The organism is Leifsonia shinshuensis (genome assembly GCF_013410375.1).
Taxonomy (GTDB): domain Bacteria; phylum Actinomycetota; class Actinomycetes; order Actinomycetales; family Microbacteriaceae; genus Leifsonia; species Leifsonia shinshuensis.
On sequence record NZ_JACCFL010000001.1, the window covers coordinates 976,763 to 998,070 of the forward strand.

Sequence of the window (21,308 nt, forward strand, 5' to 3'; positions counted from 1 at the left end):
GACCGGCCCAGCGCCGGCAGCAACGCACGAGAGGACCGTCATGCCCGACGTCGTGACCACCATCGCCGGACTGCGGGAGCGCGTGGCGCAGGCCCGGCGGGAGGCCGCGCTCGACGGCCCGGCGGACGCCCCGGCCGGACGGGTCGTCCTCGTCCCGACGATGGGCGCCCTCCACCGCGGGCACCTGCGCCTGGTGAGCCGGGCCCGCGACCTCGGCGGGATCGTCGTGGTGTCGATCTTCGTCAACCCGCTGCAGTTCGGGCCGGGGGAGGACCTGGACCGCTACCCGCGCACGCTGGACGCCGACGTCGCCGCGCTGGACGGCCTCGCCGACCTGGTGTTCGCGCCGTCGCCCGCCGAGATGTATCCGGGCGGCCCCAGCTCGACCCGGGTCACCGCGGGGGAGGTCGGACGGCTGTACGAGGGCGCCTCGCGTCCCGGCCACTTCGACGGGATGCTGACGGTCGTCGCCAAGCTGCTCAACATCGTGCAGCCCGACGTCGCCGTGTTCGGCCAGAAGGACGCCCAGCAGGTGCACCTGGTCGGGCGCATGGTCGACGACCTCGACCTCCCCGTCACCATCGCCGTGGTGGACACGGTGCGCGAGGACGACGGCCTCGCCCTCTCCAGCCGCAACAGCTACCTCGACGCCGAGCAGCGCACGGCCGCCGTCGCGCTGTCGCAGGCGCTCGCCGCCGGAGCGGCCGCTGCGTCCGGGGGAGTGGCGGCCGCGCTCGCCGCGGCGAACGCGCGCGTGGAGGCCGAGCCGGTCGTTAAACTGGACTATCTCGCGATCGTCGATCAGGACACCTTCCTCGAGGCCGGCGCGGACCACCGCGGTCCCGCGCTCCTGCTGATCGCCGCGCGCGTCGGCTCCACCCGCCTGATCGACAACGCGCGGATCACGGTCGGCTGAGCCCCGAGAACCGCACGCCCTCCACCGCACCAGAACCGCCGGAACGGAAAGACACGATGACCGAAGCGCCCGCCACCGACCTCAGCGACGACGGCGGCCTCACCGCCGACGAGATCAGCGAGCAGAAGGCCGTCCGCCTGGCCAAGCGCGAGCGCCTGATCGCCGAGGCCGGCGACGCGGGCGGCGGCGCCTACCCGGTGCAGGTCCCCGTGACGACCACCATCCCCGAGGTGCGGGCGGCCTGGGGTCACCTGGAGGCCGACCAGGCCTCCGGCGAGACCGTCGGCCTCGCCGGGCGCGTCGTCCACCAGCGCAACACCGGCAAGCTCTGCTTCGCCGTGCTGCAGGCGGGCGACGGCTCGCGCATCCAGGCGATGGTCTCCCTCGCCGAGGTGGGCGAGGAGTCGCTGGCGCGCTGGAAGGAGCTGGTCGACCTCGGCGACCACGTCTTCGTGTCCGGCGAGGTCATCTCCAGCCGCCGCGGCGAGCTGTCGATCATGGTCAGCGGCTGGATGATCGCGTCCAAGGCCATTCAGCCGCTGCCGAACCTGCACAACGAGCTCAACGAGGAGACCCGGGTCCGCTCGCGCTACCTCGACCTGATCGCGCGCGAGCAGGCCCGCCGCAACGTGCTCGACCGCGCCGCGGCCGTCGCGAGCCTCCGCAGCACCTTCGCGGGCCAGGGCTTCGTGGAGGTCGAGACGCCGATGTTGCAGGTGATGCACGGCGGCGCCTCCGCCCGGCCGTTCGTCACGCACTCCAACGCGTTCGACACCGAGCTGTACCTGCGCATCGCTCCGGAGCTGTACCTCAAGCGCGCCGTCGTCGGCGGCATCGACCGGGTGTTCGAGATCAACCGCAACTTCCGCAACGAGGGCGCGGACTCCACGCACTCGCCCGAGTTCGCGATGCTGGAGGCCTACCAGGCGTATGGCGACTACAACTCGATCGCCGACCTGACTCAGCAGCTCATCCAGGACGCGGCGCTCGCCGTCTCAGGCTCGCACGTGGTCACCTGGGCGGACGGCACCGAGTACGACCTCGGCGGCCAGTGGGATCGCATCCGCATGTACGACAGCCTCTCGGAGGCGATCGGCGAGGAGATCACGCCGGAGACCCCGATGTCGCGGCTGCGCGAGCTCGCGGCCGAGGCCGGCATCGAGGTGCCGCACCCGCTGCCCGGCAAGTACGTCGAGGAGCTGTGGGAGCACCACGTGAAGTCCGGGCTCGTGCGGCCGACCTTCGTCATGGACTTCCCGGTCGACACCAGCCCGCTCGTGCGCGCGCACCGCTCGCGCGACGGCGTGGTGGAGAAGTGGGACCTCTACACGCGCGGCTTCGAGCTGGCGACCGGCTACTCCGAGCTGATCGACCCGGTCGTCCAGCGCGAGCGCTTCGTGGAGCAGGCGCGCCTGGCGGCCGCCGGCGACGACGAGGCGATGCGCCTGGACGAGGAGTTCCTGCGCGCGCTCGAGTTCGGCATGCCGCCGACCGGCGGCATGGGCATGGGCATCGACCGCCTGCTCATGGCGCTCACCGGCCTCGGCATCCGAGAAACCATCCTCTTCCCCCTGGTCAAGTAGCCCGCAGCCCGCCGAGGGGCGGCGGGGTTCAGCCGCGCTGGTGGAGGTGCGCCTGCGTGAGCGCCTCCATCTCCTCGTCGCTGAGCTCGTCCAGCTTCTTGCCCTCGCGGCGGTCCAGGCGCATCCACCGGATGAACAGGATGATAAGGATCGGGATGTCCGCGACCTCGGCGATGAACCAGAGGAAGTCGCCGGAGAGATGCTGGTCGTGCAGCGCGCTCGGGAACCACAGCGGCAGCGGGCCCACGATCGCCGGCGCGTGGTCGAGCACCGTGTCGTTGAGCCGCAGCAGCAGCCCCGGGATCGCGTCCAGCAGCAGCGCGACGAACGCCAGCAGGAACTCCACCGTGATGAAGAAGCTGGTGTGCATCACGGAGTGCGCCGCGATCGGCAGCACCATGAGCAGGCCCGCGAGCGGCACCAGCACCGAGATGGTCCACTCCGACCACGGCGAGTCCCGGAGGACGGCGGCGACCGGCGTCAGGAAGATCATGAACGCCGCGCAGGCGAAGACCGTCGCGAAGATCGCGTTGCCGAACAGCTTCACCGCGCGCGACTGCAAGAACCGGTCGGTGCGGGCCTGACCGGTCGGGCCCAGCGCCACGCGCGCGAGCGCGATCGGCCGGCCGAGGCTCACGAGGGCGGGGACCACGAACAGCAGCAGCGCGATTCGCGTCGTGAAGGCCCAGCGCAGCTCCCGGCTCTCGGCGCCGAGGAAGCCGAACGAGATGACCGCGTACGACCCCAGCCCCAGCAGGAAGTACATCCACGTCAGCCGCGCCGGCCAGTGGTGGCCGCGCCGCCGCAGCGACAGCACCCCGCCCAGGTAGAGAGCGGCCGCCGCGACGAGCATGACCGCGGCCGCCGGGTCGAACGACCAGGTGGTGAGGAAGACGAGGAAGGGAGGCGTGGTGCTGCTTTCCGGGTGACGACGTTCACATGTGCGGGAGGTACCATTATCCCGCTATGGGAGACATCATCGGTGGAATCGTCTGGTCGCTGGCCCCGACCGTGCTCGTCGGCCTGCTGTTCTGGCTGATCATGCGCGCCATCGTCCGGGCCGACCGCACCGAGCGCAAGGTCTACTCCCGCATGGAGAACGAGGAGCGCGCCCGCCGCGGTCTCGCTCCCAAGTCGTAGCGCCCACTACGGTTAGCGGAGAGGGCGTACATCCCGGTCCTCGACGCCTGACGCCGGAGGGGGCCGAATGGATGCGGGTTTCCTGACCACGACGATCGTCGTGCTCGCGCTCCTCCTCGACTTCGTCATCCGCGTCATCGCGATCATCGTGGTCCCGCGCAACCGCAAGCCCACCTCCGCGACCGCGTGGCTGCTCGCCATCTTCCTGATCCCGTACATCGGCGTGCTGTTCTTCCTGCTGATCGGCAGCTACAAGCTCCCGAAGAAGCGCCGGGAGAAGCAGGACGAGATCAACCGCTTCATCATCGACAGCACCGAGGGCATCGAGCGGGTGCGCCGCGACCACCCGTGGCCGCCGTGGCTGGAGTCGGTGGTCGAGCTCAACCGCAACCTCGGCGCGATGCCGCTCGTCGGCGGCAACCGGGCCACGCTCAACGGGCACTACGAGGAGTCGCTCGCCGCGATGACCGCGGCGATCGCCGCCGCGAAGCGGTATGTCCACGTCGAGTTCTACATCCTCACGCTCGACAAGACGACGGCTCCGTTCTTCGAGGCGATGGAGGCCGCGGTCGCGCGCGGCGTCGTCGTGCGCGTGCTGCTCGACCACATCGCCTCGGTCCGGACCCCCGACTACAAGGCCACCATCAAGCGCCTGACGGCGATGGGCGCGAAGTGGCACCTGATGCTGCCCGTGCAGCCGTTCAAGGGCAAGTACCAGCGGCCCGACCTCCGCAACCACCGCAAGCTGCTCATCGTGGACGGCCGGGTGGCGTTCATGGGGTCCCAGAACGTCATCGACCGCAGCTACAACAAGAAGTCGAACATCAAGCGCGGCCTCAAGTGGAAAGAGCTCATCGTCCGGCTCGAGGGGCCGATCGTCGCCGGTCTGAACGCGATCTTTATCACCGACTGGTACAGCGAGACCGACGAGCTGCTCCGCCGCGAGACGGAGCCGATCACCGACGAGGACGTCCAGAACGCCAACGACCCCGAGGAGCTGGACGCCCAGGTCGTCCCGTCCGGCCCCGGATTCGCGGGCGAGAACAACCTCCGGCTCTTCCTCGCGCTGCTGTACTACGCGCAGGAGCGCATCGTCATCACGTCGCCGTACTTCGTGCCGGACGAGGCGATGCTCACGGCCATCACGACCGCCACTCAGCGCGGCATCGCCGTCGACCTGTTCGTCTCCGAGATCGGCGACCAGGCGCTTGTGTACCACGCCCAGCGCTCCTACTACGAGGCGCTGCTGCGCGCCGGCGTGCGGATCTGGATGTACAAGGCGCCGTACATCCTGCACGCCAAGCACTTCACGATCGACGACGATGTGGCCGTGATCGGGTCGAGCAACATGGACATGCGCTCCTTCCTGCTCAACATGGAGGTCTCGCTGATGGTCCGCGGGCGTCCGTTCGTGGAGCAGATGCGCGAGGTGGAGGACGGCTACCGCCGCGACAGCCGCGAGCTGACCCTCGACGAGTGGATGAAGCAGCCCCTCCGCTCCACCGTGCTCGACAACCTGGCCCGGCTCACCTCCGCCCTGCAGTAGCGCGCCGACCGCCGTTGCCAACGGAGGAGATCGCGCCTCCGTTGCTGCTGGAGTCCTCCGCAGACCGTCGCGCGGCGGCGTGTCGGGGCGGATCTCCTCCGTTACCCCCGCGGCTTCAGCCGCACCGTCGGAAGCGCCGGCGCCGGCAGCGCCCCGCCCTCATACCCGCGCACGGTCCCGAAGCGGCCGTCCGGGTCCTCCCCGTCGATCACGTCGCGCTGCCACTCCGCCCGCGCGGCCACGACGTCTTCGTGGCTGCGGCCGATGAAGTTCCACCACATCACGATCTCCTCGCCCAGCGGCTCGCCGCCCAGCAGCAGCAGCCGCGCCGGGCCGGCCTCCCCGGCCACCACTTCCACGCTGTCGCGTCCGGGGCACAGGTACGCCAGGTGGCTGAGCGGGACGGGCGACCCGGCCACGGAGACATCGCCGGCGTCGACCAGGATCCCGTGCTCGAACGCGGGGTCGAGCGGCACCGTCACCCGCGCACCCGCGGGCACGGCGAGCTCGGCGCCGACCAGCGGCGAGAACACGGTGGCGTCCGTCCCGCTCCCGGCCAGCGCGCCGACGAAGGTGCGCACCGTCGCGTCCCCGAGCGGAGCCGGAGACGGGACGTGGTGCTCGAAGAAGGGGGCGACGTCTTTCGACGCGCTCGGCAGCGCGACCCAGAGCTGGACGCCGTGCAGCCGCTGCGTCCCCGGCGTCGACACCTCCGAGTGGCTGATCCCGCGCCCCGCCGTCATCAGGTTGAGCTCGCCCGGCCGCACCAGCGCGTGGCTGCCGACGCTGTCGCGGTGGTCGATCTCGCCCTCGAACAGCCAGCTCACCGTCTGCAGCCCGGTGTGCGGATGCGGGGGCACCTGCATCCCACCGGTCAGCGAGACGTCGTCCGGGCCGTAGTGGTCGACGAAGCACCAGCCGCCGATCAGCGAGCGCCTGCGCTGCGGGAGGGTGCGCCGCACCGTCATCGCCCGCGGTCCGCCCAGCGGGACCTCGCGCGGCTCCAGGATCTCCACCCCCGCGTCCGCGACGACCGCGTCGTCGCCCGCGAGGACCTCCACCGGGTCGCGCTCGAGGTTGCTCATAGCGGCATCCTAGGCTCCCGGGACGCCGTCCGGGTCGTCCAGGGACCGCCGGGCGCCTGCCGTAACGACACTCCTGCCGCGGCCCAGGAGGCCGCCCCTAGAATGAGCGCGTGAACCGTGCAGCGCGCCCCCGGACCCCCGTCGCCGCCACCGCCGTCCTCGTCGCTGCCGCCCTGCTCCTCGCGGGATGCACGAGCACGCAGGTGAAACCCGCGAAGGACTACGCGGGCGAGCCGCAGGGCGTCCAGCCCCCGGCCAGCAGCGCGGGCGGCGCCTCCTGGGCGACCTGGCTGCAGAACGGCAAGCAGTTCGGGATCGTGCTCAACGGCAGCTCCACCTGCCCGCCCACCGTGCAGTCGGTGAAGGTCGTGGCGTCCAACCAGCTGGAGGCCACGCTCGCCCCGGTGTCGGGCGGCGTCTGCACGCACGACATCGTCCCGCACACCACCGTGTTCGACACCCCGAGCGGTCTCACGACGTCGTCGGACGTCACCGTCAAGCTCCCCGACACCACCCTCACGATCGCCGCGCTGCGCGGCTGACACGTCGTAACGCCTCCAGCGAACATGCCTCCGCAGCACGGGATGCCGCGGTTACTCTCGATGTATCGGCGCCGACCCTGCAACGGCGTCGCGAGGAGTAGACATGTTCGAGAGATTCACCGACCGCGCTCGGCGCGTCGTCGTCCTGGCCCAGGAAGAGGCCAAGATGCTCAACCACAACTACATCGGGACGGAGCACATCCTGCTCGGCCTGATCCACGAGGGTGAGGGTGTCGCCGCAAAGGCTCTGGAATCGCTCGGTATCTCGCTGGACGCCGTCCGCGAGCAGGTCCAGGACATCATCGGCCAGGGTCAGCAGCAGCCGACCGGCCACATCCCGTTCACGCCGCGCGCCAAGAAGGTCCTCGAGCTCAGCTTGCGCGAGGCCCTCCAGCTCGGCCACAACTACATCGGCACCGAGCACATCCTGCTCGGCCTGATCCGCGAGGGCGAGGGCGTCGCCGCCCAGGTGCTCGTCAAGCTGGGCGCCGACCTCAACCGCGTGCGCCAGCAGGTCATCCAGCTGCTCTCCGGCTACCAGGGCAAGGAGCAGGTCCAGGTGGGCGGCAACGATCAGGCGACCGCGCAGGCCGGCAGCCAGATCCTCGACCAGTTCGGCCGCAACCTCACGCAGGCCGCGCGCGACAACAAGCTCGACCCGGTGATCGGGCGCGAGAAGGAGATCGAGCGCGTCATGCAGATCCTGTCGCGCCGCTCCAAGAACAACCCTGTGCTGATCGGCGAGCCCGGCGTCGGCAAGACCGCCGTCGTGGAGGGCCTCGCCCAGGCGATCGTCCGCGGCGACGTGCCGGAGACGCTGAAGGACAAGCAGCTCTACACGCTCGACCTCGGCTCGCTCATCGCCGGCTCCCGCTACCGCGGCGACTTCGAGGAGCGCCTGAAGAAGGTCACCAAGGAGATCCGCACCCGCGGCGACATCATCACCTTCATCGACGAGATCCACACCCTCGTCGGCGCGGGCGCCGCGGAGGGCGCGATCGACGCCGCCAGCATCCTCAAGCCGCTGCTGGCCCGCGGCGAGCTGCAGACCATCGGCGCGACCACGCTCGACGAGTACCGCAAGCACTTCGAGAAGGACGCCGCGCTCGAGCGCCGGTTCCAGCCCATCCAGGTGGCCGAGCCGTCGCTGCCGCACGCGATCAACATCCTCAAGGGGCTGCGCGACCGCTACGAGGCGCACCACAAGGTGTCCATCACCGACGGCGCCATCGTCGCCGCGGCGAACCTCGCCGACCGCTACATCCAGGACCGCTTCCTCCCGGACAAGGCCATCGACCTGATCGACGAGGCCGGCGCCCGTCTGCGCCTGTCGATCCTGTCGGCCCCGCCGGAGTTGCGCGAGTTCGACGACAAGATCGCCGCCGTCCGGTCCCAGAAGGAGGCCGCGATCGAGGACCAGGACTTCGAGAAGGCCGCATCGCTGCGTGACGAGGAGAAGAACCTCCTCGGCGAGCGGCTGCGCCTGGAGAAGCAGTGGCGCTCGGGCGACGTCAAGACGACGGCCGAGGTCGACGAGGGCCTGATCGCGGAGGTGCTGGCGCAGGCCACCGGCATCCCGGTGTTCAAGCTCACCGAGGAGGAGTCGGCCCGCCTGGTCTACATGGAGAAGGCGCTGCACCAGCGCGTCATCGGCCAGGAGGAGGCCATCGCGGCCCTCTCGCGGACGATCCGCCGCACGCGTGCCGGCCTGAAGGACCCGAAGCGTCCCTCCGGCTCGTTCATCTTCGCCGGCCCCACCGGTGTCGGTAAGACGGAGCTGGCCAAGGCGCTCGCCGAGTTCCTGTTCGACGACGAGTCGGCGATGATCTCGCTCGACATGTCGGAGTACGGCGAGAAGCACACGGTCTCCCGGCTGTTCGGCGCCCCTCCCGGGTTCGTCGGCTTCGAGGAGGGCGGCCAGCTCACCGAGAAGGTCCGCCGCAAGCCGTTCAGCGTCGTGCTGTTCGACGAGATCGAGAAGGCGCACCCGGACATCTTCAACTCGCTGCTCCAGATCCTGGAGGAGGGACGTCTGACGGACGGTCAGGGTCGCGTCGTCGACTTCAAGAACACCGTGATCATCATGACCACGAACCTCGGCACGAAGGACATCTCCGGCGGCCCTGTCGGCTTCCAGATCGAGGGCGACCCGACCACCGGCTACGACCGGATGCGCGGCAAGGTCTACGAGGAGCTCAAGAAGAACTTCAAGCCGGAGTTCCTCAACCGTGTCGACGAGATCATCGTGTTCCCGCAGCTCAACAAGGCGGAGCTGCTGCAGATCGTGGACCTGTTCATCAAGCGCCTCTCCGACCGGCTGCTCGACCGCGACATGACGATCGAGCTCGCGGTCCCCGCCAAGGAGCGCCTGATCGAGGTCGGCTTCGACCCGACGCTGGGAGCCCGGCCGCTGCGCCGCGCCGTCCAGCACGAGATCGAGGACAGGCTGAGCGAGAAGATCCTCCACGGCGAGCTGAACGCGGGCGACCACGTGCACGTCGACTTCCAGAACGGCGAGTTCGTCTTCACGACGACCGCCCGCCAGGAGTCCGTCGGCGCCGGCGTCAACGCCGCCGCCGCGATCGGCACCGGCCCGGCCACCCCGGACCTCGCCGCGAACGACTGAAACGGTCGAGTACGCGAATAATCCGCTGAGAACCGCCGAGTACGCAGACAATCTGCGTACTCGGCGGTTTTTTCGTGCGGGGGGAGGGGTCGGTAGGGTTGTGGGGTGAGTTCTGAGGGCAGCGCGTATGTGGTTCGGAGGGCGCGGACCAGCGACGTGCCCGGCATCCAGGAGCTCGTGGAGCCGCTCGTCCAGCGACGCATCCTGCTCGGCAAGGAGGCGGTGACCTTCTACGAGTCGGTGCAGGAGTTCCGCGTCGCCGAGACCGAGGACGGCCAGCTGATCGGCTGCGGCGCCCTCCACGTCATGTGGAGCGACCTCGCCGAGGTGCGCACGCTCGCGGTCGCGGACCCCTGGCTCGGGCGCGGTGTCGGCCGTGCCCTGCTGGCCCGGCTGGAGGACGATGCCAGGGACCTCGGCCTCAGCCGGCTGTTCTGCCTGACCTTCGAGGTCGGCTTCTTCGAGCGCAACGGGTTCGAGGACATGGGCTCGGAGACTGTGGATCCCGCCCTCTATGCCGAGCTCGTCCGCTCCCGCGACGAGGGTGTCGCCGAGTTCCTCGACCTGGCCCGCGTGAAGCCCAACACCCTGGGAAACACGCGCATGTTGAAGCACCTCTGAGCGCGCCTGCGTCGGCGTGTCGCGGGTCGGCGCTAACCTTCGGGCATGTCGACGTTCAAGCATCCAGTCGGCCCGCAGCCGAGCGGCGTGTATTGGCGCCGTCGGCTCATCGTCCTGATCGGCCTCATCGCGGTCGTGGTGGTCATCGTCCTGATCGTGGTCCGTCCCGGCGCGTCGAGCGGGGAGCCCGCCAAGGCTCCCGTCACGACGAATACCCCCGCGCCGACGGCCGCGCGCGCCGCGTCGACGAGCATCCCGACCTCCAGCGCCAGCGCGAGCGGCCAGCCGTGCAAGCCCGCCGACGTCAAGGTGGAGGCCGTGACCGACGCCGACAACTACGCCGCGGGCCAACTGCCGCAGCTCTCGGTGGCCCTCACCAACACGGGGTCGAACGCCTGCGTCATCGACGCCGGGACCGCCCAGCAGGTGTTCACGATCACCAGCGGCTCCGAGGTCTACTGGAAGTCGACCGACTGCCAGAGCTCGAAGGTCGACGCCCAGGTGCTGCTGCAGCCGGGCAAGACCATCTCGTCGCAGACGCCGATCACCTGGGACCGCACCCGCTCCGACCCCTCGACCTGCCAGGCGCAGCGGGCGCAGGTCCCGGCCGGCGGCGCGTCGTACCACCTGCAGGTGTCGGTGGCGGGGATCACCTCGGCCACGACGAAGCAGTTCGCGCTGCGCTGACGCTGTTCTGTTGGTGTCGGTTCTCCTCCACAGGTCGGGTGGGGAGCCGACTCCTCCACGACTTCCGCGATCCTCCCGCCGATGACGGTGGCCGACCGTAGTGTGGAGCGCGACTGAGGAGGTTCCGTGGCAAAAGCCGCTGTGACGTATCGCTGCACCGAGTGCGGCTGGACGACGGTCAAGTGGGCGGGTCGGTGCGGCGAGTGCCAGGAGTGGGGCACGGTCACGGAGGCGTCGGCGCCCACGGGCGTGCTGCGAGCGTTGAAGCCGGTCGTCGTCGGCGCTGACCGGGCCGCGCGCGCGATCACGTCGATCGGCACGGAGGCGGCGGAGCGCCGCGCGAGCGGGATCGGCGAGTTCGACCGCGTGCTCGGCGGCGGGATCGTGCCGGGTGCGGCCATCCTGCTGAGCGGTGAGCCGGGCGTCGGCAAGTCCACGCTGCTGCTGGAGGTGGCCTCCCGTGCCGCCGCCGAGGGCCGGCCGGTGCTGTATGTGAGCGCCGAGGAGTCGGTGAGCCAGGTGCGGATGCGCGCCGAGCGCACCGGGGCGCTGCACGACCAGCTGTTCCTGGCATCCGAGACGGACCTGGCGACCATCGTCGGGCAGATCGACGCCGTGCGGCCGTCGCTCGTCATCGTGGACTCGGTGCAGACCGTGTCGAGCGGGTCGACGGAGGGCATCGCCGGCGGCCCGAGCCAGGTCCGCGAGGTCGCCAGCACGCTGATCCGGGTGGCCAAGGAGCGCGATCTCCCGGTGCTGATCGTCGGGCACGTCACCAAGGACGGCTCGATCGCCGGGCCGCGGCTGCTCGAGCACCTGGTGGACGTGGTCTGCCAGTTCGAGGGCGACCGCCAGACCTCGCTGCGGTTCGTGCGTGCCCTCAAGAACCGGTTCGGCCCGACCGACGAGGTCGGCTGCTTCGAGATGGCCGGCGACGGCATCGCCGAGGTCCCCGACCCGAGCGGCCTCTTCCTCAGCCGCACGACCACCCCGGTGTCCGGCACGTGCGTCACCGTCGCGATGGAGGGCCGCCGCCCGCTGCCGGTGGAGGTCCAGGCGCTCGTCGTGGCGACCACGGCCCCCAACCCGCGCCGCGTGACCAACGGCGTCGACTCCTCCCGGGTCGCCATGCTGCTCGCGGTCCTGGAGCGCCGCGCCGGCATCCGGCTCGGCGACAAGGATGTCTACGTGTCCACGGTCGGCGGCGTCCGGCTGGCCGAGCCCGGAGCCGACCTCGCCATCGCGCTGGCCGTGGCCTCCGCCGCGACCGACCGGGCCATCCCGCACACGCTCGCGGCGTTCGGCGAGATCAGTCTGGCCGGCGAGATCCGCCCCGTGACGAGCGGCAAGCAGCGGGCGACCGAGGCCTCGCGCCTGGGCTTCGCGACCCGGATCGACGAACGGAGCGCGACCGTCCGCGAGGCGCTGCGGGTGGCCTTCTCCGCCGCGGCCACGCCGCGCGAGCGCGAACTCGACGCGGCGTTCTGACGTCGGGCGCTGACGCTGCTCGCGGAGGAGACCCGTCCGCTTCGCCCTTCGGATCGCAGTCAACGGAGGAGATCGCCCGTCGCACGCTGCCCCGTTCCTCCGCTGCCCACCCTCCGGAGTCTTTCGCGCACGTTGTCCACAGCGCCTAACGGAGGAGATCGCGTGGCCTACGGGCCGCAACTCCTCCGCCGGCCGCCGTCGCGCGGTGTGTCGGACCGGATCTCCTCCGTTGCCGCCCGCACGATCCCGGGGTTCTCGCCGTCGGGGGTGCGGAGCACAATGGGCCGCATGGCCAACCTGACGTTCACCCTCCGTTCGGGCCGACGTGTCGGCGTGACCACGCTGGGCGACCCGGTCGCCGAACGTGTCATCGTGTTCTGCCATCCGGCTCCGGGCTCCTCGGTCTTCGACCCCGACCCCGACGCGTCGGCGAACCGCGGCGTTCACATCGTGTCGCTGGATCGGCCGGGCTACGGCTCCAGCGACCCGTGGCCGGCCGGCTCCTGGCCGAGCATCGTGGGCGCCGCCGACGACATCGCCGAGTACATCCGCGAGATGAAGCGGCTGGAGTCTCCGATCGGGGTGAACCGGCCCCCGACGATCGGCATCGCCGGCTGGTCGGCCGGCGGCCGGGTGGCCCTGGCCTTCGCCGCGCGGCATCCCGAGCTCGTCGACCGCGTCGCGGTGGTGGCGACGCCCGCCCCGAACGAGTACGTGCCGTGGATCCCGCCGGAACTGCAGAAGCAGTCCGACGAGCTGGGCCGCCTCTCGCCCGACGAGGCGCGGAGCCGGCTGTCGGCCATGCTCCAGGGCCAGTCCGACGCGATGCGGGCCGCCGACCTGGAGAGCGGCGTCCCCCTCGACGCGCTCGGCGTCGGACCGGTGGACGCCCAGGTGCTCGCCCGCCGCGGCCTGGAGGACCGGCTCGGCCGGATGCTGAAGGACGCCTACCGCCAGGGTCCCGGCGGCGTCGCGGCCGACATCCTCAGCTACACCGCCCGCCCGTGGGGCTTCGACCCGTCGGCGGTGCGGGCGAAGACGCTCATCATCGGCGGCGAGGCGGACCCGATCGCCGGCCACCCGCACGCCGCCTGGTATGAGCGGGTCCTCCCGGACTCCCGCATGGAGATGTTCCCGGGGGTCGGCCACCTCGTCATCGCACCGGCGTGGGAGCGGGTGCTGTCGTTCCTGGCCCCGCACCCCGAGCCGCTGCACGACTCGGGGAACTAGGCGGCGGTCCGCCGCGGGAACTTCGCGTTCGCCCGCTCGATGACGGCGGGGAGGAACGCGGACGCCCACACCCGGTAGCCGTGGTCGTTGGGGTGGAACCAGTCGTCGGCGAACTGGTGCAGCATCCCGCGCCAGCCTTCCCGCCGCATCGCCTCGTGGAGCGGCGCGACCGTGAGCCCGCGCTCGGCGGCCGCGGCTCGCAGGATCCCGTTCGCGACGGCCACTTTGCGCTCGTTGCGCGGCAGGTAGAAGCAGGGCAGGTCTGCCACGATCGCGTCGGCCGGCAGCGCAGCGAGCACGCGCGCGATGCCCTCCCGGAACCGCTCGGCGTCGAAGTCCCCGATGTCGTTGGCGCCGATGGACACGGTGACGATGTCGGGCCGCAGGTCGGCGAGCCGCGGCAGCTGGTCGGCGACGGCCAGCGCGACGGTCGCCCCGGACACGGACAGGTTGACGACCCGCACGCTCCGCCCGGTCGCCGAGCGGATGTGGTCGGCGATCACGCCGACGTAGCTGTTGCGCGGCGCGGTGGCGCCGATCCCCTGCGCGGCGCTGTCCCCGATGGCGACGTAGAGGATCTCGCCCTCGGCCTTGGCGTGGTCGCGCCACCACGCGGAGTGGACGGGCAGGGTCTGGTTGATCCGTTCCTTCCCCGCGACGATCGAGGCGCGCTGCCGCCGCACCCACGCGCGCCCGGCGAGCGCGCCGGCGGCGGCGACGACAGCGCCGCCCCCCACCCAGAGCGACGGCTTCAGGTACCCCATCCCGGCAGCGTACAACGCGCTCCTGCGACAACCGTGGACACGGGACGCGCCCGGCCACGGCCTCCGATTCGCGGTGCTCGCGCGCTTCCAGTAAACTCGTCCGCGGTACCGTGTCCGAGCGGCCGAAGGTGCAACTCTCGAAAAGTTGTGTGGGTGAAAGCCCACCGTGGGTTCAAATCCCACCGGTACCGCCACGCAGACGCCCCGGAATCCCTTGAAACACAGGGATCCGGGGCGTTTTTCTTGGAGACGAACGTTCGTCTGATTACATGTTGACTGCATGCCGCCCCGCACGATGGGGGCCGCTCGCGCGTAATGCGCTGTCACGTCGTGAAGGACATCACTGTCTCGGTGACGATACTGGGCAGCATGACGGAGGCGCGCAGCGTGTGGAGGATCGAGAAGGTCGACTGGGCCGACGAGCGGGCGGTCGGATTGCGCGCTGCGATGGATGCCGAGATCGGCCCCCGTTACGCCGAGACCTTTGCCGCGTTCGATGACGAGACCGCAGCGGCTCTCACAGAGGACTTCGCCGTGGACCCGTCGACGATCGTCGAGGTCGTCCTTGTGCTCGACGACGCGGGCGAGGCGGTCGGGCACGCGGCCCTCCGCGCCCTCGGCGACGAGCTCGAGGTCAAGCGCGTCTACGTCGATCCTCGCGCGCGCGGGCGCGGAGCGAGTCGGACGCTCATGGCCGAGCTGGAGCGGCTCGCAGCCGTGCGCGGCGCAAGCCGGCTCATCCTGCAGACCGGCGACCGCCAACCCGAGGCGATCGCGCTCTACGAGCGCATCGGCTACCGGGCGATTCCGATCTTCCCGCCGTACGTGCGTTTCAGCGCATCGCGCTGCTTCGCTAAGACGCTCGTCACGGTCGCCGGATGAGCGCGCGGACCGTCGACGTCGCTGTGGTCGGCGCCGGCGCGATGGGGGCGGCCACGGCGTGGCACCTCGCGCGGGGTGGTCGCGATGTCGCGGTGTTCGAGCAGTTCGAGCCGGGCCACGCTCGGGGCGCCTCGCATGGCGCCTCCCGCAACTTCAACGTCGCATACACCGAGCCCGAGTATCTCGCCTGGCTCCGTGACGCCCGAGTGCTCTGGGGCGAGCTGGAGGCGGAGTCGCAGGTCGCGCTCTTGGAGCCGACCGGCATCGTCACGCACGGGCGGGGCCGGGATCTCGAGGCCGCGCGGGTCGCGATTTCCGAGGGCGGTTTCGAGGCGGAACTGCTCGACGCCTCCGCCGCCGAGGCACGCTGGCCGGGCCTCCGTTTCGATGGTCCGGTGCTCCACAACCCCGGTGCCGGCCGCCTGCACGCCGACGCCTCCGTCCGAGCGTTCCTGAGCGGAGCCGCGGCATCCGGAGCGGAACTGGTCTGGCGTACGGCGGTCGCGGATATCGAGATACACGGTGACGACGACGTGCGCTTCACCGTGACGGATTCGGACGGGAGTCATCGGGTCCACGCGCGACGACTCGTCTGCACGGCCGGCGCGTGGACCGTGAAGGCGCTCGCCGGGGTGAAGGGGGTGACTCTCCCCGCGCTGCGGGTGACGCAGGAGCAGCCCGCGCACTTCCGCCCCCGCGATGCTTCGGCATCCTGGCCCGGGTTCAACCACCATCCCGCTGGCGACGACCCCGCGACGGCCTGGTTCCCCGCCCCGGTGTACGGCATGCTGACCCCGGGAGAGGGAGTCAAGGCCGGCTGGCACGCGGCCGGACCCCAAGTCGATCCCGACCGCCGCAGCTACGTTCCCGACCCCGCGCGGACCGCGGCGCTCGTCCGGTACGCACAGGAGTGGCTTCCCGGCGTGGATGCCACGGCGTTCACCGAGATCACGTGCACCTACACCTCGACCGTCGACGCCCGCTTCGTGCTCGACCGCACGGGGCCGGTGGTCGTGGGCGCCGGCTTCTCCGGACACGGCTTCAAGTTCACGCCCGTGATCGGGCGGACGCTCGCGGCACTCGCCTCGAGGTGACATGTTTCCACTGAGCCGATCTGCGGTAGCGCGTCGGTGGGTCCCGCGCCGAGGCTCGGTCGTACGCGACGGGTTTCGACCGGGCGGCGTCTCTCCGCACCCGGCCAACAGCTTCACTCGGGTCCTCGGGGAGCCGCTTCTTGGAAGTCGGTGATCGCCGGGCCGTATTCGCGTGCCCATCGGGTGAGTGCTTCGATCGGTTCGTCCAGGGTGCGACCGAGTTCGGTGAGGGTGTAGTCCACGTGCCGACCGTTCAGGGGCACGCGCTCGACGAGTCCATAGCTCTGGAGTCGTCGCACTGTCTGGGTGAGGACCTTGCGTGAGACCCCGCCGATCAGCTCGATGAGTTCGGTGTGTCTGCGCGGTCGGTCGCGCAGCGCGTGGAGTACGAGTACGGCCCATTTATCGGACAGTATCTCGATGGCCAGCCGCGTGGGGCAATCGGCGAGGAACACGGAGCCGGCCTGATCGAGCATGGCCCCACGTTACCTCTCGGTAACCGTCGCGTTCGTAGTGTGGAAGACGGCTGGGGGCACGTCCTGGCGGGAGAGGAGTTCACATGTCGCGCGTCGTCGTCTTCGACCGGTTCGGAGGGCCGGAGGTTTTGCAGGTGGTGGAGGAGGAGGCGCCGGAACCGTCTCCGGGGGACGTCAGGGTGAGGATCGAGGCGACCGCGGTCAATCCGATCGATGCGATGATGCGCGCCGGAACGTCGCCGGCGCCGGTGCCCCTTCCGGGCGCCCGGTTGGGTGTGGAGGCGACGGGGATCGTGGAGGCGGTCGGAGACGGAGTCGGAGGTGTCTCGGTGAGCGACGCGGTGATTGTCACGGCCATCCCTGATGCGCACCTCCGGGGCAGTTATGCGGATCGCATCACGATTGCTGCGACCTCCGTCATCCCTCGTCCCGCCGGACTCACTGTTCCGGAGGCTGCGGCCGTCTGGGTGGCCTTCTCGACGGCGTTCGGTGCGCTGGTGGAAGTCGCGGGGATGCGGCCGGGGGACCGGGTGGTGATCTCTGGCGCATCGGGGAGCGTCGGGCGGGCGGCGATCCAGCTCGCGAACCGCATCGGCGCCGTGCCGATCGCGGTCACCCGCCGTTCGGCCCGGCGCGCGGAGCTGCGAGCGGCCGGGGCGGCCGAAGTCGTTGCCACGGACCACGACGATCTCGTCGGCGCCGTTCGGGAGATCACCCGCGGCGCGGGAGCTGACATGGCACTGGATCTGGTTCGGGGACCGGGACAGAGGGATCTCATCCGGGCGCTTCGTCCCTCCGGGACACTCGTCGCGGCGGGCTTCCTGGACAACCGACCGACGCCCGTGGTCGGGGATCCGACCGTGCGGGTCGCGAACTACCGGGGATTCGACTTCCTTTCGGATGCCGACGTCGTCGCCCGCATGGAGACCTCCCTGAACGCCGGTGTTCGGGCCGGCACGTTCCGCCCGGCCCTCGACACCGTGGTCCCGCTGGAGCGGATCGCGGAGGCGCACGAACGTTTCGAGAGCGGCGAGAACGGCGGGCGCAAGATCGTCGTCGCGGCCGGCTGAGCCTCGATCCGAACGCTCAGGTCCCGCTGCCGCGTTCAGCGGAGCGCGGCGCGCAGTGCGGTCGCGGCGCCCACGAGCTCTCGGGTGTACTCCTCGCGTGGGGAGGTGAAGAGGTCGTCGGGTCGCCCCTCCTCCACGATGCGTCCGTCCTTGAGCACGATGATGCGGTCTGCTAGTGAGCGGACGACCGCGAGGTCGTGGCTGATGAAGAGGTACGCCACACCCGTGCGGTCTTTGAGCTCGGCCAGCAGGTCGAGGATGTGCGCCTGGACCGAGACGTCCAGTGCCGATGTGACTTCGTCGCACACCACGAGAGGCACGGGACCCGCGAACGCGCGGGCGATGGCCACGCGCTGCTTCTGACCACCTGACAGCTCTCGGGGCAGCTTGTCGAGTACGTCGCTGGGCAGGCCGACCGCGTCGGCGAGCGTCCGGGACTCCCAGTCGCCGCCGAGCAGTCGGATGGATCGGGTCAGGACCTGACGGACGGTGCGGCGGGGGTTGAGGGAGGCGTCGGGGTTCTGGAAGACCATCTGAACGTGGATGCGTCCCGCGGGGCCGTGCAGTTCGCGCGTGCCGCCGTGCGAGGTGAGCCCGGCGGCGATGCGGCCGAGCGTCGACTTGCCGCTGCCCGATTCGCCGACGACGCCGAGCGTCTCTCCTGCGGCGACGGTCAGGGAGACTCCGTCGAGTGCGCGCTTGCGGCCGAAGTCCTTGGTGACCGACCGGAGGTCCAGCAGCGTCCGTGACTCCTGCCGTTCGCGCCCTGGCCGGCCGTCGAGCGAGGGGAGGGCTGCCACGAGCTCGCGGGAGTACGGGTGGGTCGGCCGGGTCAGCAGCCGGCGCGCTTCGGCGCGCTCGACCACGGTTCCCTGACGGAGGACGGCCACGCTATCGCAGTGCGTCGCCACCAGCGGCAGATTGTGGCTGATGAGCAGCGTTGCGAACCTGCGCTCCCTCCGTAGCCGCTCGATGAGGTCGAGGATCCCGGCCTCCACCTTGCTGTCGAGACCGGTGGTCGGCTCATCGAGGATCAGCAGTCGCGGATCGGTGGCGAGCGCCATGGCGATGACCGCGCGCTGCTGTTGGCCCCCGGACAGCTCGTGCGGATAGCGGCGCAGGATGGCGTCCGGTTCGGGAAGGTCGACGCTCGCCGCCGCGTCGGCGGCGGCAGCCCAGGCGGCCGAGCGGGACGAGCCCGCGATGCGGTACACCTCGGCGAGCTGGGCTCCGATGCTGGAGGTGGGGTTCAGTGCGAGCCCTGGCTCCTGGTAGACGACTCCGACGGATCCCGCGCGGTACCGGCGAAGCTCGGCGACGTCGAGTGCCGGCACGTTGTGGTCGTCGACGATGAGCCGATCGGCGGTGATGGTCGCGTTGGCGGGCAGATAACGGGTGAGGGCCAGGGCGATGGTGCTCTTCCCCGAGCCCGATTCGCCCACGAGCCCGTACGACTCGCCCGCGTGGATGGTCAGGTCGACGCCGGAGACCACCCGGCGCGTCGCACCACCGATCCGGTAGTCGATGTTCAGGTTCGTCACGTCGACGATGGGGTCGCTCATCGGTCGAGCACCTCCTTGAGGTTGTCGGCGATCAGGTGCACGGCCACGACCAGGGACGCGATCGCGGCGGCCGGGAACAGCACGGTCCAGCCCGCACTCTGCAGATACGCGCGGTTGTCACTGATCGCGAGCCCCCAGTCCGGCGACGGCGGGGCGGAGGCGAGGCCCAGGAACGACAGCGACGACGAGATGAAGATCGCCGCGGCGAGGCTGAGCGTGGCCTGGATGAGGATGGTCGGGAAGATGTTCGGCAGCAGCTCGCGGAACAGGATGCGCACGGTGGACTCCCGCTGCAGTTTCGCGGTCGTGACGTACTGCTTTCCCATCTCGGTCAGCACCGCCGCGCGAATGATTCGCGCGATACCCGGGGCGAAGACGAGGCCGACCGTGAGAATCAGAGTCGGGACGCTCGCGCCGAAGGCTCCGACGATCACGAGGATGAAGATGAGTGTCGGCAGTGCCAGGAAGACGTCGAAGGCCCGCATGAACGCCGTGTCGACCCAGCCGCGGTGGTAGCCGGCGATGAGTCCGAGCGTGCTTCCGAGCACGGTCGCGAGGATGGTTCCGGCCGGCCCGATGGCCAGCGCGGGCTCGGCTCCGGCCAGAACGCGCGCGAACACGTCACGGCCGATGTCGTCGGTGCCGAACCAGTGCGCGGCCGAGGGAGGCGCCAGGTGCTGACCGGTGTCGGCGAACGGGTGGAGGCCGAACCACCGCCAGCCGACGGCGGCGACGATCCAGAACAGCACGACGAGCGCGCTGAGCACGAACGTCGGGCGCCGCAGCAGCTGGAGCGCGACTCGGTGCCGTGCCGCGGGACGGGGATCCGCCGGCCCGGCGGCCTCCGGCGGTTCGCCGGGCGATGTCCGGGTCGTGGAGGTCGCCTCGAGCGCTTCAGTGCCCGCCAGGCCCACGTCGTCGATCGCCATCTCAGTCCTTCGCATCGAAGCGGATCCGCGGGTCGACGAGCGCGAAGACCAGATCGGTGAGCAGGAGTGCCAGCAGGGAGACGACTCCGGTAACCATCACCCCGGCCTCCAGGAGAACGATGTCCTTCTTCTGCGTCGCGGTGACGAGCAGTGCCCCGAGCCCGGGGTAGCCGAACAGGGATTCGACGATGGCGCTGCCGCCGAGCAGGGTGCCCAGGTAGATGCCGAGGAGCGAGATCGTGGGGATCAGTGCGTTGCGGGCGACGTGCGATCGCACCACCTGCGAGGGGGGCAGCCCTTTGAGCACCGCCGTACGGTGGTACTGCGAGGTCAGCGTCTCGAGCGTTCCGGTGCGGACCATCCGCACGAGAACGGCCAGGTACCCGAGCGCCAGCGTGATCGCCGGCAGGGTCATGGCCCGCAGGTGCAGCAGTGGATCGGCGGAGGTCGCATCCGCGGCCGAGCTGACCGGCACCCAGCCGAGCCACACCGAGAAGACGATCAGGAAGACGACGCCGATCACAAACTCGGGCACAGCGGACAGCGACATGAGCACCACGGTGATGAGTCGATCGGTCCGTCTGCCCTCCCGGTACGCCTGTACCGCGCCGAGGGCGATCGCCACCGGCACGACGATCACGAAGGCATAGAGGCCCAGCAGCAGCGAGTTGCCGAGGCGGCCGAGGATGAGCTCGGACGCGGGCTGCGCGTAGATGAGGCTGACGCCCCAGTCGCCCGTGACGAATCCGCCGAGCCAGTGCAGGTACCGTTCGACGATGCTGCCGTCGAGTCCGTGCGCGTTGTTCCACGCGGCCACCTGCGTGGCGGTGGCGTACGGGCCGAGAGCGTTCCTCCCCGGGTCGCCGGGGACGACCTGGACGAGCCAGAACACCAGCACCGAGACCACGAGCAGCACGAGCGGGATCTGCACGAGCCGCCGGCCGGCGAGCCGGGTGAGCGCGAGGTGGCGCGGCGCGAGCGCACGCAGCCCCCGCCCGCGCGACGGATCGGCGTCGCGGAGGCGGGGGCTGGTGGTCGTCACGGGTCGGCTCCTGGTGGGATTCGGT

The 21,308-nt window shown here is 70.5% G+C and carries 20 protein-coding genes and 1 tRNA gene; 14 read left to right on the forward strand and 7 right to left on the reverse strand.

Annotation, left to right across the window (positions count from 1 at the left end; genetic code table 11):
* The first annotated feature begins 40 nt into the window (after positions 1–40).
* A complete protein-coding gene (gene panC / locus HNR13_RS04745) occupies positions 41–916 on the forward strand; it encodes a pantoate--beta-alanine ligase (protein ID WP_179604690.1) in 876 nt (291 codons plus the stop codon).
* A 56-nt stretch (positions 917–972) separates the two neighbouring features.
* Positions 973–2,499, forward strand: a complete 1,527-nt coding sequence (lysS, locus tag HNR13_RS04750) for a lysine--tRNA ligase (protein WP_179604691.1) — start codon at positions 973–975, stop codon at positions 2,497–2,499.
* A 28-nt stretch (positions 2,500–2,527) separates the two neighbouring features.
* On the opposite strand, the gene HNR13_RS04755 is transcribed toward lysS, so the two are convergent.
* Positions 2,528–3,352 carry a cytochrome c oxidase assembly protein gene (locus HNR13_RS04755; RefSeq protein ID WP_179604692.1) on the reverse strand — a complete coding sequence of 275 codons (825 nt, stop codon included), beginning with the start codon at positions 3,350–3,352 and terminating at the stop codon, positions 2,528–2,530.
* Between the two features lie 113 nt (positions 3,353–3,465).
* Between HNR13_RS04755 and HNR13_RS04760 the strand changes: the two genes are divergently transcribed.
* Together HNR13_RS04760 and cls are read left to right on the forward strand one after the other, a co-directional pair.
* A complete protein-coding gene (locus HNR13_RS04760) occupies positions 3,466–3,639 on the forward strand; it encodes a hypothetical protein (RefSeq protein ID WP_179604693.1) in 174 nt (57 codons plus the stop codon).
* 67 nt (positions 3,640–3,706) lie between these two features.
* On the forward strand, positions 3,707–5,185 hold the full coding sequence (gene cls, locus HNR13_RS04765; RefSeq protein ID WP_179604694.1) for a cardiolipin synthase: 1,479 nt from the start codon (positions 3,707–3,709) through the stop codon (positions 5,183–5,185).
* Positions 5,186–5,286: 101 nt separating this feature from the next.
* Here the strand turns inward: cls and HNR13_RS04770 are convergent, their stop codons facing one another.
* On the reverse strand, positions 5,287–6,270 hold the full coding sequence (locus tag HNR13_RS04770; RefSeq protein ID WP_179604695.1) for a pirin family protein: 984 nt from the start codon (positions 6,268–6,270) through the stop codon (positions 5,287–5,289).
* Positions 6,271–6,380: 110 nt separating this feature from the next.
* On the opposite strand from HNR13_RS04770, the gene HNR13_RS04775 reads away from it, so the two are divergent.
* From HNR13_RS04775 to HNR13_RS04800, 6 genes are all read left to right on the forward strand, one after another.
* The gene (locus tag HNR13_RS04775) at positions 6,381–6,812 is read left to right on the forward strand and encodes a hypothetical protein (RefSeq protein ID WP_179604696.1); all 432 of its coding nucleotides are present in this window, start codon (positions 6,381–6,383) and stop codon (positions 6,810–6,812) included.
* A gap of 103 nt (positions 6,813–6,915) precedes the next feature.
* Positions 6,916–9,438, forward strand: coding sequence for an ATP-dependent Clp protease ATP-binding subunit (locus HNR13_RS04780; protein WP_179604697.1), 2,523 nt, complete (start codon positions 6,916–6,918; stop codon positions 9,436–9,438).
* Between the two features lie 105 nt (positions 9,439–9,543).
* Positions 9,544–10,059, forward strand: coding sequence for an amino-acid N-acetyltransferase (locus HNR13_RS04785; RefSeq protein WP_179604698.1), 516 nt, complete (start codon positions 9,544–9,546; stop codon positions 10,057–10,059).
* 45 nt (positions 10,060–10,104) lie between these two features.
* Positions 10,105–10,746, forward strand: coding sequence for a hypothetical protein (locus HNR13_RS04790; protein ID WP_179604699.1), 642 nt, complete (start codon positions 10,105–10,107; stop codon positions 10,744–10,746).
* A 126-nt stretch (positions 10,747–10,872) separates the two neighbouring features.
* Positions 10,873–12,234, forward strand: a complete 1,362-nt coding sequence (gene radA, locus HNR13_RS04795; protein WP_179604700.1) for a DNA repair protein RadA — start codon at positions 10,873–10,875, stop codon at positions 12,232–12,234.
* 288 nt (positions 12,235–12,522) lie between these two features.
* Complete coding sequence (locus tag HNR13_RS04800; protein WP_179604701.1) at positions 12,523–13,464, forward strand: alpha/beta fold hydrolase; 942 nt, start codon at positions 12,523–12,525, stop codon at positions 13,462–13,464.
* On the opposite strand, the gene HNR13_RS04805 is transcribed toward HNR13_RS04800, so the two are convergent.
* Positions 13,461–14,228, reverse strand: a complete 768-nt coding sequence (locus HNR13_RS04805) for an SGNH/GDSL hydrolase family protein (protein WP_179604702.1) — start codon at positions 14,226–14,228, stop codon at positions 13,461–13,463. The genes HNR13_RS04800 and HNR13_RS04805 overlap by 4 nt on opposite strands.
* Positions 14,229–14,332: 104 nt before the next feature.
* On the opposite strand from HNR13_RS04805, the gene HNR13_RS04810 reads away from it, so the two are divergent.
* The 3 genes from HNR13_RS04810 to HNR13_RS04820 all read left to right on the forward strand — a co-directional run bounded on the left by HNR13_RS04810 (position 14,333) and on the right by HNR13_RS04820 (position 16,204).
* A tRNA-Ser gene (locus HNR13_RS04810) sits at positions 14,333–14,422 on the forward strand.
* A gap of 175 nt (positions 14,423–14,597) precedes the next feature.
* On the forward strand, positions 14,598–15,110 hold the full coding sequence (locus HNR13_RS04815; RefSeq protein ID WP_179604703.1) for a GNAT family N-acetyltransferase: 513 nt from the start codon (positions 14,598–14,600) through the stop codon (positions 15,108–15,110).
* Complete coding sequence (locus HNR13_RS04820; RefSeq protein ID WP_179604704.1) at positions 15,107–16,204, forward strand: FAD-dependent oxidoreductase; 1,098 nt, start codon at positions 15,107–15,109, stop codon at positions 16,202–16,204. The genes HNR13_RS04815 and HNR13_RS04820 overlap by 4 nt, the downstream gene beginning before the upstream one ends.
* A gap of 113 nt (positions 16,205–16,317) precedes the next feature.
* On the opposite strand, the gene HNR13_RS04825 is transcribed toward HNR13_RS04820, so the two are convergent.
* Positions 16,318–16,680, reverse strand: a complete 363-nt coding sequence (locus HNR13_RS04825; protein WP_179604705.1) for a winged helix-turn-helix transcriptional regulator — start codon at positions 16,678–16,680, stop codon at positions 16,318–16,320.
* Between the two features lie 83 nt (positions 16,681–16,763).
* On the opposite strand from HNR13_RS04825, the gene HNR13_RS04830 reads away from it, so the two are divergent.
* The gene (locus HNR13_RS04830; protein ID WP_179604706.1) at positions 16,764–17,750 is read left to right on the forward strand and encodes a zinc-dependent alcohol dehydrogenase family protein; all 987 of its coding nucleotides are present in this window, start codon (positions 16,764–16,766) and stop codon (positions 17,748–17,750) included.
* A 35-nt stretch (positions 17,751–17,785) separates the two neighbouring features.
* Here HNR13_RS04830 and HNR13_RS04835 read toward each other — a convergent pair whose 3' ends face one another.
* Genes HNR13_RS04835 through HNR13_RS04845 form a run of 3 tightly spaced genes read right to left on the reverse strand, consistent with a single transcriptional unit; the run spans position 17,786 to position 21,283 of the window.
* Entirely contained in the window at positions 17,786–19,312 is a 1,527-nt protein-coding gene (locus HNR13_RS04835) for an ATP-binding cassette domain-containing protein (protein WP_179604707.1), read from the reverse strand.
* Complete coding sequence (locus HNR13_RS04840; RefSeq protein ID WP_179604708.1) at positions 19,309–20,241, reverse strand: ABC transporter permease; 933 nt, start codon at positions 20,239–20,241, stop codon at positions 19,309–19,311. Before HNR13_RS04840 ends, HNR13_RS04835 begins: the two co-directional genes overlap by 4 nt.
* Position 20,242: 1 nt before the next feature.
* Positions 20,243–21,283, reverse strand: coding sequence for an ABC transporter permease (locus HNR13_RS04845; protein WP_343063462.1), 1,041 nt, complete (start codon positions 21,281–21,283; stop codon positions 20,243–20,245).
* Between the last annotated feature and the right edge of the window lie 25 nt (positions 21,284–21,308).